The sequence below is a fragment of the Bacillus sp. JJ864 genome (genome assembly GCF_036963045.1).
Lineage (GTDB): Bacteria > Bacillota > Bacilli > Bacillales > Bacillaceae_G > Bacillus_A > Bacillus_A pseudomycoides_C.
Genome location: NZ_JBALLY010000047.1, coordinates 1 through 17,337, shown reverse-complemented (window position 1 = coordinate 17,337; position 17,337 = coordinate 1). Strand labels below are relative to the sequence as shown.

The 17,337-nt window shown below is 35.7% G+C and carries 16 protein-coding genes; 4 read left to right on the top strand and 12 right to left on the bottom strand.

The genetic code is table 11. The features are described 5' to 3' along the window. Positions 1-231: 231 nt before the first annotated feature. From V7024_RS08850 to V7024_RS08805, 10 genes are all read right to left on the bottom strand, one after another. A complete protein-coding gene (locus V7024_RS08850; protein WP_335518463.1) occupies positions 232-1,179 on the bottom strand; it encodes a sugar-binding transcriptional regulator in 948 nt (315 codons plus the stop codon). Positions 1,180-1,311: 132 nt separating this feature from the next. After that, the gene (locus V7024_RS08845; protein ID WP_438824454.1) at positions 1,312-2,313 is read right to left on the bottom strand and encodes a branched-chain amino acid ABC transporter permease; all 1,002 of its coding nucleotides are present in this window, start codon (positions 2,311-2,313) and stop codon (positions 1,312-1,314) included. A gap of 7 nt (positions 2,314-2,320) precedes the next feature. Continuing rightward, positions 2,321-3,181 (bottom strand): branched-chain amino acid ABC transporter permease, encoded by an 861-nt coding sequence (locus V7024_RS08840; protein WP_335518461.1) that lies wholly within the window; start codon positions 3,179-3,181, stop codon positions 2,321-2,323. Positions 3,182-3,206: 25 nt separating this feature from the next. Beyond that, entirely contained in the window at positions 3,207-3,911 is a 705-nt protein-coding gene (locus tag V7024_RS08835; protein WP_335518458.1) for a branched-chain amino acid ABC transporter ATP-binding protein, read from the bottom strand. Next, complete coding sequence (locus V7024_RS08830) at positions 3,889-4,662, bottom strand: ABC transporter ATP-binding protein (protein WP_335518455.1); 774 nt, start codon at positions 4,660-4,662, stop codon at positions 3,889-3,891. The genes V7024_RS08835 and V7024_RS08830 overlap by 23 nt, the downstream gene beginning before the upstream one ends. A gap of 398 nt (positions 4,663-5,060) precedes the next feature. Then, complete coding sequence (locus tag V7024_RS08825) at positions 5,061-6,278, bottom strand: substrate-binding domain-containing protein (RefSeq protein ID WP_335518452.1); 1,218 nt, start codon at positions 6,276-6,278, stop codon at positions 5,061-5,063. Between the two features lie 267 nt (positions 6,279-6,545). Next, a complete protein-coding gene (locus V7024_RS08820) occupies positions 6,546-7,469 on the bottom strand; it encodes a CobW family GTP-binding protein (protein ID WP_335518449.1) in 924 nt (307 codons plus the stop codon). A gap of 243 nt (positions 7,470-7,712) precedes the next feature. Continuing rightward, positions 7,713-7,916: a copper chaperone CopZ gene (gene copZ, locus V7024_RS08815; protein WP_335518446.1), complete on the bottom strand. Its 204-nt coding sequence runs from the start codon at positions 7,914-7,916 to the stop codon at positions 7,713-7,715. Between the two features lie 20 nt (positions 7,917-7,936). Next, positions 7,937-10,333, bottom strand: a complete 2,397-nt coding sequence (locus tag V7024_RS08810) for a heavy metal translocating P-type ATPase (protein ID WP_335518443.1) — start codon at positions 10,331-10,333, stop codon at positions 7,937-7,939. An 11-nt stretch (positions 10,334-10,344) separates the two neighbouring features. Continuing rightward, positions 10,345-10,656 carry a metal-sensing transcriptional repressor gene (locus V7024_RS08805; RefSeq protein ID WP_335518439.1) on the bottom strand — a complete coding sequence of 104 codons (312 nt, stop codon included), beginning with the start codon at positions 10,654-10,656 and terminating at the stop codon, positions 10,345-10,347. 338 nt (positions 10,657-10,994) lie between these two features. Between V7024_RS08805 and opuD the strand changes: the two genes are divergently transcribed. From opuD to V7024_RS08785, 4 genes are all read left to right on the top strand, one after another. After that, positions 10,995-12,545 carry a glycine betaine transporter OpuD gene (gene opuD / locus V7024_RS08800; RefSeq protein ID WP_335518436.1) on the top strand — a complete coding sequence of 517 codons (1,551 nt, stop codon included), beginning with the start codon at positions 10,995-10,997 and terminating at the stop codon, positions 12,543-12,545. 319 nt (positions 12,546-12,864) lie between these two features. Then, positions 12,865-13,428, top strand: coding sequence for a hypothetical protein (locus V7024_RS08795; protein ID WP_335518433.1), 564 nt, complete (start codon positions 12,865-12,867; stop codon positions 13,426-13,428). A 3-nt stretch (positions 13,429-13,431) separates the two neighbouring features. Further along, complete coding sequence (locus V7024_RS08790) at positions 13,432-14,091, top strand: PspA/IM30 family protein (protein ID WP_335518429.1); 660 nt, start codon at positions 13,432-13,434, stop codon at positions 14,089-14,091. Between the two features lie 393 nt (positions 14,092-14,484). Continuing rightward, a complete protein-coding gene (locus V7024_RS08785; protein ID WP_335518426.1) occupies positions 14,485-15,780 on the top strand; it encodes an Nramp family divalent metal transporter in 1,296 nt (431 codons plus the stop codon). Positions 15,781-15,861: 81 nt separating this feature from the next. Here the strand turns inward: V7024_RS08785 and V7024_RS08780 are convergent, their stop codons facing one another. Beyond that, the gene (locus V7024_RS08780; RefSeq protein ID WP_335518423.1) at positions 15,862-16,734 is read right to left on the bottom strand and encodes a M23 family metallopeptidase; all 873 of its coding nucleotides are present in this window, start codon (positions 16,732-16,734) and stop codon (positions 15,862-15,864) included. Positions 16,735-16,739: 5 nt separating this feature from the next. Beyond that, a partial coding sequence (locus V7024_RS08775; protein ID WP_335518420.1) for a HAMP domain-containing sensor histidine kinase occupies positions 16,740-17,337 on the bottom strand: 598 nt, incomplete at its 5' end.

Below are 17,337 nucleotides of genomic sequence, written 5' to 3'. Positions count from 1 at the left end.
AAACGTGGCAAAATGGAGCCGTTTATCAATTTGATGGAGGAAGATGGTTGGACTTTTGTGGAAAGAGATATAATGGCTAACTCCCTAACTTTCGAAAAAGGAAATGAAACGAAAAGTATTCCTTATAAATACTATACGAGGTACTATACACTTATTTACTCATACTAAAAAAATCATGTATTCAATAAAAAGGCTCTCTCAAAATACTACTTTTGAGAGAGTCTTCTATTTCTAATCTTTTTGATAATGTAACAACTCTTTTGCGGTATGCTGATCGATAATCAACACATTCGCATATCCACCTCTTAGCGCACCATCGATTGCTTTTACTTTTCTAGCCCCTCCTGCAACTAAAATTGACCGTTCCTTTAAGCGTAGTTCTTCTAGATCAATGCCAATTGTACGCTTATTTATTTCTTCGCTACAAATATTCCCATTTCCATCAAAGAAACGTGAACAAATGTCACCAACTGCTTTTTCTTTTAATATGTTCATCTCATTTTGGTTTAAATATCCTAATCGGAATAATAAAGCCTCGTCCCTAACAGTTCCGACAGTAAAAATAGCTATATTCGCTTGTTTTCCCATTTCAATAATATGATGAATATGACGATCCTTCTCTACTAATTCCTTTGTAACTGCATTATCAAATATAACTGGAAGTGGTAGGTTTCTTGGAGTTGTTTGAAAAGCATCTGCAAAAAAGGCTATTGTTTCATTCGCATACGTATTTACACTTGAATGGCTAATGCCTCCTTTTAATTGAACAACTTCCACCCCCTTCACATGCTGAGGAATAATTTTTCTAGCAACTTCATACATAGTCGTTCCCCAGCTCACACCAACAATATCACCATTTGTAACGGTCTTCTCCATATACTCAGCAGCAAATTTACTTATATACTCCGTAATGACCGTATATTCTGGTATTGGAGAAAAAACGACATGTGCCTCTAATAACTTATATTTTTCTTTAAGCAAGTTTCCTACATTATCTAAGTCAGCAAACGGATCAGCAATTTGAATTTGAACAAATCCTTTTTCTTTTGCATATTTTAACAACCTGGAAATAGTCGGCCTTGAAATATTCAATTTATTTGCAATTTCTTGTTGACTATAATCGGATTGGTAATATAATCTTGCAACTTCCACGCTCAATTGTTGTTTTTCTTTATCCATATTCGTTATTTCTATTCCCCTTCCTAACTTATTCTACCTTAATGGCATCATAACATTTCATGTTATAAAATTCGACTATCTAAATGGGAAATTAAAACGGACTCTCCAATCGAAGAGTCCGTTTCTATTCTATTAAACACCATGCTCAATTTGCGACCTCTTCTCTTTTTTCTTATGTCGTTTCCAGTTTACCAGCTTCCTAACTGTTCCTAACATACCTGTTGGAAGACCTAATAAAACGATGATATACAATAAACCAAGAAAAATTGTCCATCGTTCAAATATTGGATACTGCGAAGCAAGCTCTGACAAATAGTATTTCAACGATTCAATGATTCCCGCCCCTATTATCCCTCCTACTAATGTTCCAATGCCACCGATTGTTGTCATTAATAAAGCATTCAGTGTCATATCAATTGAGAAAACGGTCGTATTTACAAATCGGAGTGTAATAACAAATAAGGCACCGCTCACAGATGCTACAATTCCAGCTACAACACTTGCAATTACTTTATAGTGTAGGATTTTATAACCAAGCGCCTCCACACGCTGTTCATTTTGCGAAATCGCTTTTAACACTTTTCCAATTGAAGATTTCGTAAACAGTTGCAGTAATAAAAAAATAAGCACAAGACTTATTAATGTAACATAGTAAAATGTGAAACGATCTCGAAATATATCAGGTACGCGGAATGTAAAACCATCTCCCCCATGCGTAACACTTCTCCACTTTTCAGCGAGCACAAAGAATAATTGGGAAATCGCAAGTGTTAGCATCGCATAAAAATGACTTTTTAATCGTAAGGAAAGCATACCAATTATATAACTAATAACCGCTGATAAAGTGACCGCTACTATTACCCCAATAAAAAAACTTAATATCGATGCCTCTTGTCGATCGAATACGAGTGCGACACAATAAGCACCTATTCCAAAAAACATACAATGTCCAAACGATACAATTCCCGTATAACCTAATAGGATATCAAAACTCATCGCAAAGATTGCGAAGATGAAAATTTGTGTAAATAAGATTAAGATGCTCCTTGAATCGTTTAAGAACGGGAATATTATAAAAAAGAAGAGAACTACACATCCAAAATATAAACTAGCCCGATTAGTTATTGTGTTCATAATTGTCTCACCCCTTTTCACCAACAAGTCCTGTTGGCTTAACTAATAAGACGAATAACAGCATTAACATGTTTATCGCAAGTGATAAATCTGGCACAAAATACGCTGTAAAAGCTCCTGCCAAGCCAACAATTAAAGATGCGATTACCGAACCTTGCACGCTACCTAATCCACCAATGATTACAACGATAAAAGCCAAAATCGCATACTGCATCCCCATTTCGGCAAAAATAACTCCCGAATAAGGCGCAAGTAGGAATCCACCTAACGCCGCCACTCCAGCTCCTAATAAAAACACGAAAGAAAAGATGGCCTTCACATTAATCCCAAGTGCTTGCACCATCTCTTTATCCATTACACCAGCACGAATCATAAGCCCAATTTTTGTTTTTCGAAGTAACACGACAAATCCGATGTAAACGAATAAACCAATAAAAATAACAAATAAGCGATACTTGATTAATATAATCCCATCGAATGTAAAACTTCCTTGTAACCAATTCGGTAATTTAGCTCCTATTGGATTTGGTCCCCAAAATATTTTTATACACTCACTAAGCACAAGCATGCCACCAAGTGTAACTAACAGCTGTCGAACATGATTTCCATAAACAGGACGAATGAGAAACCTTTCTAATAGCAAGCCAAGAACCATACCGATCACAATAGCACCAAATAATGCAAACATGTAATTGTCTGTTACCTGAAACAACCACACCCCAGTAAAAGCGCCCCATGCAAATAGCCCGCCATGAGCGAAATTAAGAACGTCCATCAAACCAAAAATGAGCGTTAAGCCAGATGCTAATAAAAAAATAAGTACACCTGTCGAAACACCATTTACAAATAAATTAACTAACACATCCACATCTTTCACCTCACCCATTTAAAGGTTAAGAAATCCCTAAATACTTATGGCACGTTTCCTTATTTTCCTTCAGCTCACTCATCGCACCATTATGCACAATTTTCCCATTATCCATAATGTAAAAATAATCACCAATTTGACTGGCCATCATAAAGTTTTGTTCGACAAGTAAAACGGTTGTTTTTTTCTTCATTTTTAAAATCGAGATCATCAACTTCTCGATCATAATTGGTGACAAACCTTTACTAGGCTCATCAATAAGCAGTAGGCCTTCGCTATTAATATAGGCCCTTGCAATAGCGAGCATTTGCTTTTGCCCTCCACTTAACAATCCACTCTTTTTCTGCCAAAATTGTTTTAAGTCAGGAAAAAGATTCAGCATCCATTCCACTTTTTCATCTGTTTCTTCATTTTTTTTCGTTTGAGCAAGAGCAAATGTTTCTTCAACCGTTAAATCGGAAAATATCCCTTGATTTTCTGGTACATACCCCATGCCTTTTCGAGAAATCATATGTGTTGATAACCCATTTACTTTCTCACCGCCAAAATAAACAGCTCCGTTAGAAATCGTATGAAATCCCATTATAGAGCGCAGCGTTGTCGTTTTCCCTGCTCCATTTCTTCCAAATAAGACTGTAATTGTCCCTTCCTCTACTCCAAAAGAAACACCTTGTAAAATATGAAACTGATCTAAATACGTTTCGATATTATCCACTTTTAATAGTGTCACTGTATAATCCCCCTAAATAGGCAGTCTGTACACGCTCATCCTTCATAATCTCTCCTGGTAATCCTTCAGCTAATAACTCTCCCTGAAATAACACAACGAGATGATCAGATAAATGAAGCACCATATCCATTTTGTGCTCAATTAATACAATCGTTTTTTCACAATCGTTTTTTATATTTTCAATCACTTGTAAAATAGCGGGAACTTCTTCAATGGAAATACCTGCTGTCGGTTCATCTAACAACAACAAGTCTGCTTTAAGCGCTAAAAGCATTGCAAGTTCTAATTTCCGCTTTTCCCCATGAGCTAAATCTTTTGCAAGTACTTCTTCCTTTTCATTCAGCAACACTGCTTCAAGTAAATAACGTGCTTCTTCTTGTTGCTGCTTATATCGTGATGATTGCGGGAAGAAACGATAATAATCTTTCGAATAAGACTGTACACCAAGGCGAACATTTTCAAGAACCGTTAATTCTGGAAAAATATTTGTAAGCTGAAAAGAACGTCCCATACCAAAACGTGTTCGATCTGAAATCGATAGTTTTGTAATGTCACGTTCCTTAAAATAAATCTCTCCTTTCGTCGGAGAAAGTTGGCCACTTAACAAATTAAACAGGGTGGTTTTCCCTGCTCCGTTTGGTCCAATAATGGAAATAAATTTCCCTTTCGGTATCATCAAATTTACGTCTTTGATAACATGATGTTCTTCAAACGAAACAGAAAGATTTCGAGTCTCTAACAATTTCTCCACATTATGTCCTCCTCTCAAAGGATTCCTATATATAAATACAAATTGAAAAAACGACATAAAAATTCCCTTTCTTTTTAAGTGGACAAGAGCATCTGGCCATGCGTAGAAGCGGTCAGGGCCCTTTCCTACCACATGCAAAGTTTCAAAGAAAGGGAAAAAGCAAGTAGCGGTCATATTTTGTTCTGCATAGCAGCAACTTATATGTTAAAAATTCAAAATGAATTTATATAATGTAAAGTTTTATCAGTGGACGTTCCCTTCATCACTCAGTCATGTTCTAGCCGTTATTTCCCATCTAGCTTCTTTTTCTCTAAATCAGTTATCAATAGGCTTTATAAAAAGCTGCCTACAATAGATAATTTGTATGTTTCCAGCAATAATTAATTTGATTATTCTGATTATTTATTACGAATTGGCGGTTCTGTTTCTGTCATTTTTAATTCCCTCTCTAAAACTGGAACAGGATAGTTAACCCCATCTTGTTTTTTCAATGTAATGGAATAAAGCGTTTGCAAAGCTTGGTGATCTTTCGCACGGAATTTCATTGTACCTTTTGGTGTTTCAAACTCCATCCCTTCCATTTTCTTTATGAGCGTATCGACATCAGTATCACCTTTTGTTTTCTTTAAAGCTTCAACGATTGAAATAGCCGCTGACATCCCACCAGCTGTAAACAAGTCTGGAACAGCGCCGTTAAATCGTTTTTTATGTTCTTCTACTAACCAATCATTCACCTTATTTTTTGGAAGCGCATGATAATACACGGAAAATCCTTGCATGCCAACTAACGCATCCATCGTTTTTAACGCTGAAATATCAGGTGCACCCGTTGAAATTTTAATACCTTGCTGCTCAACATTCATATCTTTTAGTTGCTTCCACGGCGAATTTGCACCTGCCCAAACAATAAATAAATATTCTGGTTTTGAGCTTATAATATTTTGGATATTTGCCGTAAAATCAGTAGAATTCGCATCAGCATATTGCTCATTTACAATGTTTGCGCCTAACTTCTTTGCTGCATCTTTAAACGCCGCAATCCCTTCTCTTCCAAATGCATTATCTTGAGCTAGCGTCGCAATCTTTACATCTTTCTTAGCAATTGATGCTGCACCAGCAAATGCATCTTGAGATGAATTTCGTCCTGTTCTAAAAATATATTTATTCCAGTTCTTCTCTGTTATACTATCTGCTACAGCTGGCTCAACAACCATTATTTTTTCATATTCTTCAGCCAATGGTAAAACTGCTAACGTATCACTTGAACTAGATGAACCAACTAAAAAGTCTACTTTATCTTCTTCTAATAGTTTCGTAGCCTTCTTAACTGCTACATCTGCTTTTGTTTCCGTATCTTCTACAACAAACTTAATCTTTTTCCCTTCCACTTTTCCTGTTCCACCTGTTGCATAATCCAAACCGAGCTCAAATCCATTTACCGTTTGTTTTCCATACGATTCAAGCGGGCCAGTTAACGAAGCAAGAACACCTACCTTAACTGTTTCCTCATTACTGGTACTTGTTTTCTTTCCAGAGCACCCAGCTGATACAAGCAGTGAACCAAGTATACAACCCGTACACACCATCTTTAGCCACTTACGTTTTTTCACTGACATCATAATTCCTCCCCTATCATTTACCTTCCTAGAGAATTGAATACACTGAAGCGAAACATCCGTAATCATGACATTTATCAACCGCTACTATGAAACAAAATTTCTTGAAATACCTCTAACTTCTCCAACTTTCCCCAAATACCTTCCACTTCATTTATAAATATTCACTAAGAAAAAGTTTATATCTTAAATAAAAAAGGGAATGACTAAAAAATAAGTTCTTCCCTCTTTTTAAAATATTCATCTAAAAACAATCGTACACAAACCTTACAACTCAACTTGTTCCAAACTCTCTAGTTCTTTCTTCAATTTCGCTTTATCTAAATTCTCTCCAATAATTACAAGATTTGTAGGAAACCCAAAATCCTGCTCCAATAAAGATGGTACACCAAATGAATATTGCAGCAAAGTTGGGTATTTATCACCATGAAATTTCACAAACCCTTTTACACGATATATTCCCTCTGGTAAATTAGAAAGCCACTCATACAATTTGCCTTGATCAATTGACTTTGTAAATAAATAGGTCATAGTTTGAATATGTAAATGCTGTGTCACATGTAACTTTTCATGATTTTGATTACCTTCAAGCTTTACACCTTCGAAATCCTCTAAAGATATATTACAATACTGAGTTTCGTATAATTTTGCATGTTTATTTATTAACGCTACTTCCTCAACAATCTGTTTCTTCTCTTCGCCCTTAAGCAAATCTGATTTATTGATGAGAATATGACTTCCATATTTCATTTGTTCGTTTAAAAGTTGTTGTACACTTTTACTTAATGTTTCCCGATTTAACCACCTGATCGCATCTAATACAACAATAATGGACTTCATTTCAATATAAGGAGCTAAAATTGGTGAGAGACAAGCGTCTAATACTTCAATCGGATGAGCAACTCCAGTTGTTTCTATATAAACTACATCAGGTCTTTCCTCCTGATATAATGAGTGCAGCTGAATTTCTAATTCATCTTTCATCGTGCAGCAAATACAGCCTTTTAAAAGTTCTCTTAAAATATTTTCGCGCCCTACAATATCTGTATCTACGGAGTATTCACCGATTTCATTCATTAGTACTGCCACTTTTCGATTTTTCTTCTTTTCCGCTAATAAAAGATTTTGAAGCAGCGTTGATTTCCCGCTCCCTAAAAAACCACCTAAAATATGAATTTCTACTTTGTTCATATGATCAACCATCCATTTCCATGTTTCTAACTATACTAATTATTATAACATCACCACAAAGCGTAATTATTACGATTTATACCTATTATTTTAGTAAATTAAATTTTATTTGTAAACAAAACACGATTATTAGAGTAACAGATTATGCCTTCACATATAATGATGTAACTTATTTATCATAAAATACAACAGGCCGTTTTTAATAAAACGGCCTGTTTACTATGAATCATTGAATTTCCTTACTTATTGCACGTCATACCCTTGATCTTCAATAGCTTCTTTCATTTTTTCTACATCTATTTTTGCTTCATCATATTCTACATTTACAGTTCCTTCTTGCAAGTTTACTTCTACATTTTGCACTCCTGCTAACTCTGAAAGTGCATTTGTTACTGCCATTTTGCAATGATTACATGTCATTCCTTGTACGTTTAATGTAATAGTCATCATCTATTCCTCCATTTTATTTATATGTTAACGCGTTTCAAACGAAGTGCGTTCGTCACAACAGACACAGAGCTAAATGCCATCGCTGCTCCGGCTACCCATGGCTCTAGTAACCCAAATGCCGCTACGGGAATACCAATTGCGTTATAGAATAAAGCCCAAAACAAGTTTTGACGAATATTTCTCATCGTCTTACGACTTAACTCAATTGCTTTTGGTATATGTGATAAATCACCACCAACTAAAGTAACGTCTGCAGTTTCAATCGCTACATCTGCACCCGTTCCAATCGCCATACCAATATTAGATTTCGCAAGAGCCGGTGCATCGTTAATACCATCACCCACCATTGCAACATGCTTTCCTTGTTTTTGTAAATCCTCTACAAGTTTAGCTTTATCTTCTGGTAATACTTCTGCAAATACATGATCAACACCAACTTGCTTTGCAATCGCTTCAGCAGTGCGTTTATTATCACCTGTTACCATGTATACTTCAATTCCCATTTGCTTCAGTGTTTGAATTGCAGTCTTTGAACTTTCTTTTACTGTATCAGCAACAGCGATTATTCCAGCAAGTTCCCCATCAATTGCGACAAGCATCGCTGTTTTACCTTGAAGCTCTAATTCTTTCATCGTTTCTTCATGCTGTGAAATTTCTACTAATTGTTCATTCATCAACTTGCGCGTTCCTACAAGAATCTTTTTATCTTCAATGTTCGCTTCAATCCCATGACCCGGAATGGCTGAAAAATGCTGCAGCTCCTTCAATTCTATCTCATTTTGTTTTCCATACTCAACAATAGCATGAGCTAATGGATGCTCGGAAGCACTTTCAGCTGAAATCGCATAATGAACCATGCCTTCTTGAAATTGTAACACGTCAGTAACTTCTGGTTTTCCTTTTGTTACGGTTCCTGTTTTATCTAATAACACTGCATTTACCTTATGTGTTCCTTCTAGGTATTCACCTCCTTTAAAAAGAATCCCTTTTTCAGCTCCTTTTCCTGTACCAACCATAATCGAAGTTGGTGTAGCAAGCCCTAATGCACATGGGCATGCGATTACTAAAATCGCAATTCCTACTTCCAATGCTTTTGACAAATCTCCCGGTGCGATAAAGATATACCATACTAAGAATGCTACGATAGCAATTCCTACAACGATTGGAACAAAAATACCTGAAATAACATCTGCTAATCGTTGAATTGGTGCCTTAGACCCTTGTGCTTCTTCAACAATTTTAACAATGCCGGCCAACGCTGTGTCCTTTCCAACCTTTTCAGCTTGAATCGTCAGCACTCCATTTGCATTAATAGTTGCTCCAATAACCGGATCTCCTTCTTTTTTATCTACTGGAATAGACTCTCCAGTAATCATAGATTCATCGACAGAAGATACCCCCGAAATGACAATACCATCTACGGGTATTTTCTCCCCTGGCTTTACAATAATCTTATCTCCAATAAAGACCTCTTCAAGCGGTACTCTTACTTCTTTACCATTCCGCACAACTACCGCATCTTTCGCCTGTAAACTAAGCAATTTAGAAATTGCTTCCGTTGTCCGTCCTTTTGCCATTGTTTCAAAATACTTCCCGACTAAAATTAACGTAATTAACACTGCACTTGTTTCAAAATATAAATCAGGCACATATTCAGGATTCCCTACTGTTTTCAACGTTTCATATAGGCTGTAGAAGTAAGCGGCTGATGTTCCTAAAGCAACTAACACGTCCATATTGGCACTTTTATTCCAAAGAGCACGATAAGCACCTACATAGAAATGTCCTCCAATATAAAACTGAACTGGCGTTGCTAATAAAATTTGAATCCATGGATTCATAAGAATATGCGGCATTGGTAATCCTGTATCGAACGGCATATGTCCAACCATTGTATAAAGTAATGGTAAGGACAAAAGAATCGAAATGATAAGTTGACGCTTTTTCTCCTTAATTATTTCTTCTTTTCTTTCTGAACGTTCTGTATTTTCGTTACGTATTTGCCCCTTATATCCAATTTTCTTTATCTTTTCTATAATACTTTCTGTAGAAACTAAACCTTCGTTATATTCTACAACAGCGCTATTGGTAGCTAAATTAACAGTAGCATGCGAAACGCCTTCCATTTTATTTAATACTTTTTCAATTCGAGTGGCACAAGCTGCACATGTCATCCCTTCAATATCAAGAGTAACTTTTTCTGCTGATACACTATACCCTAACTTCTCAATTCTCTCTTTTATATTAGAAATTTCTTGCTGAGACGGATCATATTTAATACTTGCTTTTTCCATCGCCAAGTTTACGTTAGCTTCTACCCCATCCATTTTATTTAGCACTTTTTCAATTCGAGTGGCACAAGCTGCACATGTCATTCCTGTTACTCCAAGGGTAACATGTTTTTGATTTTCCATCTTATCCCCTCCTATTTTGAAAACTGCTTAATAACATTCATTAATTCTTGAATCGATTCGTCCCCATTTCCCTCACGAACTGCCTTTGCAACGCAATGCTTTGTATGGCGCTCCAATAAAGAAAAACCGACCTTATTTAGCGCTGCATTAATCGCTGAAATTTGAATTAAAATATCAACGCAGTAACGGTTATCCTCAACCATTTTTTGAACACCGCGCACTTGCCCTTCAATACGTTTTAAACGTTTCATCACACTTTGAATTTCCTCTTCTGTCCGAGGAACCATTTTTTGATTTATATGATCTCCTTCACAATGATTCATTCCTATCACCTCTTATATGATAATTACTACTCTTTATATACATAATACCGGTATAGGGTATATAAAGCAATTGGTTATATGTATATTTTGGTAATTTTCCAACCGCAATGCGGATTTATTTTTTATGCTTTACCTTCAAACCTCTACATTACTTTACATCTCTCCGGTAACTATCCAGTTTCATTTCCTCTTTATATAATGAACGTTTCAGTTTATATTACCTCTATTATATTTTCAGCTATCTATCATGTGCTTTTAAGATCCGTATTTTGACATCTCTCTTGTAAATTGTTATGGTTAATATAATTATTAATTTTATTAACTAAAGGTGGGATTAGATGCTCAAAAAAGAAAACAGTGTATTTTATATCTCTATTTTGCTGACAACCTTGTTTATTATATGGGGTATACTTCCAGCAAAATGGATACAAGGCTATGATTTACAAAGTGTTACCTCGTCATTGAACTCTTTTATCCTCAGTAAGTTTGGATGGTTTTACTCTCTATTAATAACCGCAATGGTTCTTTTAGCCGCTTACTTAGCATTTTCGAAATACGGTTCTATCCGTCTTGGTAAAGATGATGAAAAACCAACATATAGTTACCTTTCATGGATTGCAATGTTATTTGGAGCTGGGATGGGAATCGGCCTTGTCTTTTATGGCATTTCCGAGCCGATATCACATTTAAATGCTCCTCTTACAGGTGAACCTGGCAGCCAACAAAGTGCTGAACTCGCAATGCAATATTCATTCTTCCATTGGGGATTATTCCCTTGGTCATTATATGCAATCGTCGCTTTAGCTCTTGCATACTTTACCTTTCGAAAACAAAAAGGTAGTACAATTAGTGCTACAGTTACTCCTTTATTTAATCGATCGAACTCATCACCTATCGGAAAAACGGTTGATATTTTAGCCGTTTTAGCTACAGTATTTGGAATCGTTCCATCCGTAGGAATTGGTGCACAGCAAATCGCTGGTGGACTACATTACTTATTCCCTTCTATTAGCAATACAATTGACACACAACTCGTACTAATCTTAATCTTTACAGTCCTTTATTTAACAAGTGCACAAACAGGATTAGATCGTGGGATTAAATATTTGAGTAACTTGAACATTTCCCTTGCAGGAATTTTACTCGTTTCCTTTTTAATTTTCGGGCCAACTGTTTTTATTATAAAATATTTCATATCCACATTAGGATCTTATATAGGGTCCTTGCCAAGTATGGGCCTAAACTTAGGTGCTTTTAGTGAGTACGATTCTGCATGGATTGAAAAATGGACGCTCTTCTATTGGGGATGGTGGATTTCTTGGTCGCCATTCGTCGGTACATTTATTGCGCGAATTTCACGCGGACGCACAATTCGTGAATTTATTTTCGGCGTTGTATTAGTCCCAACATTAATCTGCACATTTTGGTTTACAGTATTCGGTGGAACAGCCATTCACATGGAGATGTTCCAATCGTTAGGAATCGCAGACGAAATCACAAAAAATGGTATAGAAACCGGTATTTTTGCTGTCATTTCTCATTTACCTTTTTCATCATTTCTGACAATTGTTACGTTAATTTTAATCACCACATTCTTTGTTACATCTGCAGACTCCGCAACGTTTGTTGCAGCCATGCAAACAAGTAATGGAAATTTATCTCCTAGCAATCGCTTAAAACTCATTTGGGGGCTTACTATTTCAGCAATTGCAGCAATCTTACTACAAGCAGGGGGGTTAAATGCTTTGCAAATTGCAGCAATCCTCGCAGCATTTCCATTTTCAATTGTTATTATATTAATGGTGACATCGCTATTTATAGAATTACGAAAAGAAACTTTTACAATACAACAAAAACCAAAATCGCAAAGTGTGCAAAAAACTGGCTAATCCTACTTTCTATATAAATACAAATTAAAAACCGCCTTAAATGAGCAAGATCATCAAGGCAGAAGTAGATAGTATTTAATAATTAACTCGTCAACTATGTGACGAGTTTTTTCATTATCATGAGAATTTTTTTAGATATTTCTCATATTTTCATCATTTCCCTTTCATCCCCTTCTCACATCTACGTTTTACACTAATACTTATCAAAGATATAGCGAGGTGATAAATTCAGACACAAGCTTTCAGATTTTGACTCTATTAACAGTAGTTCTAGATTCGTTTTTTTAAATCATCATGAATCATAGATGGCGGTGAACCTATGAAAAAGAAAAAGAACAAACGTAAAAAATGGTGTTGGCTAAAATGGTTTTTGATCCTTCCTCTGCTTCTTACTTTACTATTCTTTGGATTACATAGTATGAAGTTTGAAAGATGGCATCATGAAAAGCATAGGAAAGCAGAATATGCGATTTCTCACGATAAAGAGAGAGAAGCTTTCCTTACAAAGAAAGAAGATTTTGCTAAATCCGAAAGACATACTCATCATGAAAAGGACCATGAAAATGGGTTTGATGATTTATTCTTTGTACCATTCCTGCTAGAACTTGGCCTTGTTCTTTTCGGCTGGTTCATTCTTCGCAAATCTGAAGGAAATATGACTAAAAAATGGACAGGCATACTGCTCCTTGTTATTGGTTTATTACCGCTCCTTCCAATTCTTGCACTTGCTGCAATGATTGCCTGGGCGTATAAAAAGTTTAAACAAAAAAGAACGATAACAAGCGAGTATGTAAATATTGATATGTATAATGTTTCAACAATGCAAAAACAAATAGATATTTTAGATCAATGGGAACGTAATATTCGTAAGGAGGAGAACTAAACAATGGGTATTTTAAAACGCATTAAAAATATTGTAATGGCAGATGTGCACCAAACATTAGATACGCTAGAAAGCCCTATTAGCATGTTAAAGCAATACTTGAGAGAAACGGAAGAACAAATTTCAAAGGCACAAAAAGCGCTATCTCACCAATTTTATTTAGAAAAGAAATATGAAGCGTTAATTGTGGAAACTGATGCGCTTGTCGCAAAAAGGATTCGTCAAGCTGAGCTTGCGGTATCACGCGAAGAAGATAATATGGCACAGATGGCTTTACAAGATAAAATCATAAATGAGAAGAAAGCTACACTATATCGTGAACAGTACGACATAACAAAACAGCAAACAGCCGCACTTTATGAAAAAATTGACAAATTACAAGAGAAATATCAAGAATTACAATATAAAGAACTCGTTCTTGTTTCTCGATTAAATGCGGCACAAGCGATAAAAGAAAGTAACGCAGCACTTGCTTCCTTCCATACGGAAAATGCAGCGAAAGGCTTCGCACGCATCGAATCCCACGTGCAAAAGTTAGAAGCAGAAGCTGCTGCTAGCAACTATTTTTATCAGTTAAAATCTCCTAACCAAACAGAGATTTTAGACCAAAGTTTACAAGAAGAAGTACAGCAAGCATTAGAGAAATTAAAAGAAAATAAGTAGCTTCTGTTTTTACTAACTATTATGTATACAAAAGCCAATTATTTTCGAACTATACCCTACGAAATGAACAATTTAATAAAGAATGTAAAACTTAAGTATTTAAAAGATGGTTTCGGTATTGTGTACCGGAGCCATCTTTTTTCATGTCCATTGATAGCGATGAACATTGTAAACAAAAAGTATACTCCACAGAGCAATCACAACTACTATATGAAAAACTTTGTTGCTGATATTTTTAATTCATGAATAATCTAGCACCTTTTTTTCCTAACGTAATATAATTTGCACAAAGGAAAAATTTATGTTCAAATAAAAGAAATATAATTTACGTATTTGTATTTAATAAAATAAAGCAAATTGCATCAAGTTAACAAGCAAAAGGGGAAACAAAACATGACAGAAAACACAAAAGAACGCGAACATCTTCCACCTAATAATAGGACGATGCAATCGGCGCAGTTAGCTTTAAGCGGTGAAACAAAAGGACTGAAACGATTATTACCTTTTTTAGGCCCCGCTTTTATCGCATCTGTTGCTTATATTGATCCAGGGAATTTCGCCACGAATATTGCAGCAGGGTCCCAGTACGGTTATTTATTACTTTGGGTTATCCTTGTTTCAAATTTAATGGCCGTGTTAATTCAATCCTTATCAGCTAAATTAGGAATTGCTACCGGAAAAAACCTTCCTGAAGTTGCTCGGGAGCATTTTCCAAAACCTGTTTCCATCGGTTTATGGATACAAGGTGAATTAGTAATTATGGCAACTGATCTTGCTGAGTTTATTGGGGCTGCTTTAGGATTAAATTTGTTATTTAATATTCCATTGCTGCCCGCTGCACTCATTACAGCAGTAGGTTCATTCATAATTCTAGAATTTCAACGCAGAGGGTTTCGTCCACTAGAAGCAGTCATTACTGGTATGGTCTTTATCGTTGTTATTGCTTTTGGTGTACAAGTGTTCTACGCAAAACCAGAACTAAGTCCTCTCCTATCAGGGCTTTTCGTTCCTCACTTTCAAGGTGTAAATAGTATTTTACTGGCAGCAGGAATTTTAGGCGCAACCGTTATGCCACATGCAATTTATTTACATTCTGCTTTAACGCAGCGCCGCGTAGTAGGAACGACAGATGAAGAGCGAAAAAAGATTTTTCGCTTTGAATTTATCGATATTGTAATCGCAATGGTCATTGCCGGAGCAATTAATGCAAGTATGTTAATTGTAGCAGCTTCCCTATTCTTCAAAAACGGACTACATGTTGAAGATTTAGATGTCGCCTTTCATCAATTTGGCCATTTAGTCGGACCCGCATCAGCAGCTCTTTTTGGAATTGGTTTACTAGCTGCCGGTTTATCCAGTTCTTCCGTCGGTACGATGTCTGGTGATATTATTATGCAAGGATTCATCCGTATGCACATTCCTTTATATGTGCGACGATTTATTACAATGGTTCCACCGCTTGTTATTATTGCATTAGGTGTGAATCCAACTCATGCCCTTGTAATGAGTCAAGTCGTTTTATCATTTGGGATTGCATTTGCATTAATTCCCCTCATTGTCTTTACAAGTAAAAAGAGCATTATGGGTGGTCTTGTCAATCATCGCTTTACAACAACTCTTGCATGGTTAATTGCCGTATTAATTATCGCTTTAAATATATTTTTGTTGTATCAAACATTTGTTGGTTAAGAAAAAAGAGAATGCCTTTTAGAAATCTAAAAGACACTCTCTTTTTATTTTGTTCTAGTATGTATAAGGCAAATAATGATCTCAAGTTGGTGAAATGACATCTCCCGTCGGTACATCCCTTCCATCTTCTATACGAATTCCCCCCTTTGGCATAGATGGTCCGTCTATATCACGAAAATATAATGGTAATCCTTCAGAAAGAAACATACTCGTCTTAGCTGGATCTTGCCGTTGATGATGAATGTGTAAATGTGGTTCACTAGAATTTCCAGAGTTACCAACACGAGCAATTACTGCTCCTTCTTCTATATGTTGCCCTACCTCCACTTTGACAGATCCCTGTTTTAGGTGAGCAAGGAAAAGATATGTTCCCGTCTCATCTAAGCGTATATAAATATGATTCCCTGCCATGGACATAAAATTATCGTGTCCAGGTATTAAATCAGCTTCTGAATCTTTTGCAGATATAACTGTTCCTGATGCAGGAGCTATTACCTCCACTCCGTATATTTCATAATCCTCTAGTTGCGAACTTGTTATCCCTTTTTGCGGAGCAATAAAATCATACGCCCAGCGTTCATTTGGTTCGATAGCATGGTAATTTGTTTGAAGTCGATCTCCTCCCCACCCTACCCGAACAGTTTCATGAAACGGAAGTCGAATTGTTACTTTCGGTGTAGCCGAATTAACATTTACCGGATAAGCGATTTGTCCAATTCCAACAAACCAGCATGCCGGCCAAGCAGCTGCTGTGGATAGAATAAAAATCGTAACGGTTGTTTTATGTATTTTACTTCTAGAAAACAATTTACCTACCATTACACATAACGTAATCATTACACTAATGAAACCTACTATACTAAAAGCTTGCATTCCCCACCAAGCTAAAGTAGACACAATACCGGGAGCTAAATAAACAGAACCCCAACCTACTGCTAAGATTGTAATAAACATGATCATTATCCATTTCTATCTTCTTGAAAAATTTGCACATCAATTTTCTTTCCAGATTTCCCATAAAAAATGCTGTTGCTAATTACATTTTGCATTAATCTTACTAGTAAACTGATATCAGCTTCTATTTGAAAGTCTTGATTACACTCTATATGAAATTTCATTTGTACTGCTTCTAATTGGGGGATAAAATCAATCATAACTTGTTCTACTAATTGCTTTATCCCTACTATTTCTTTATGTAACTGAATTTCCTTATAATTAATATGACAATATTCAAGCAAATCATCTACTTGATTTTTCAATTCACGGCTTTTACGTTTTACAACTTTTACATATTGCTGACAATTCTCTTTATTTACATCAAAATTATGTTCTATTAAATCAACATAACCAATTAACGATGTTACTGGTGTCCGCAGATTATGAGAAATATTACTAATCATCTCATTTTTCATCTTTTGCGCAAATTTTTCATTTTCAATTGACTCTTTCAAACTGTTTGTCATTTTATTAATATTTGTTGCTAGTTGTCCTATTTCATCGTTCTTCATTGTTTGTATCTGTACGTCTAAATTTCCCTTGCTAATTTCTTTTACATTT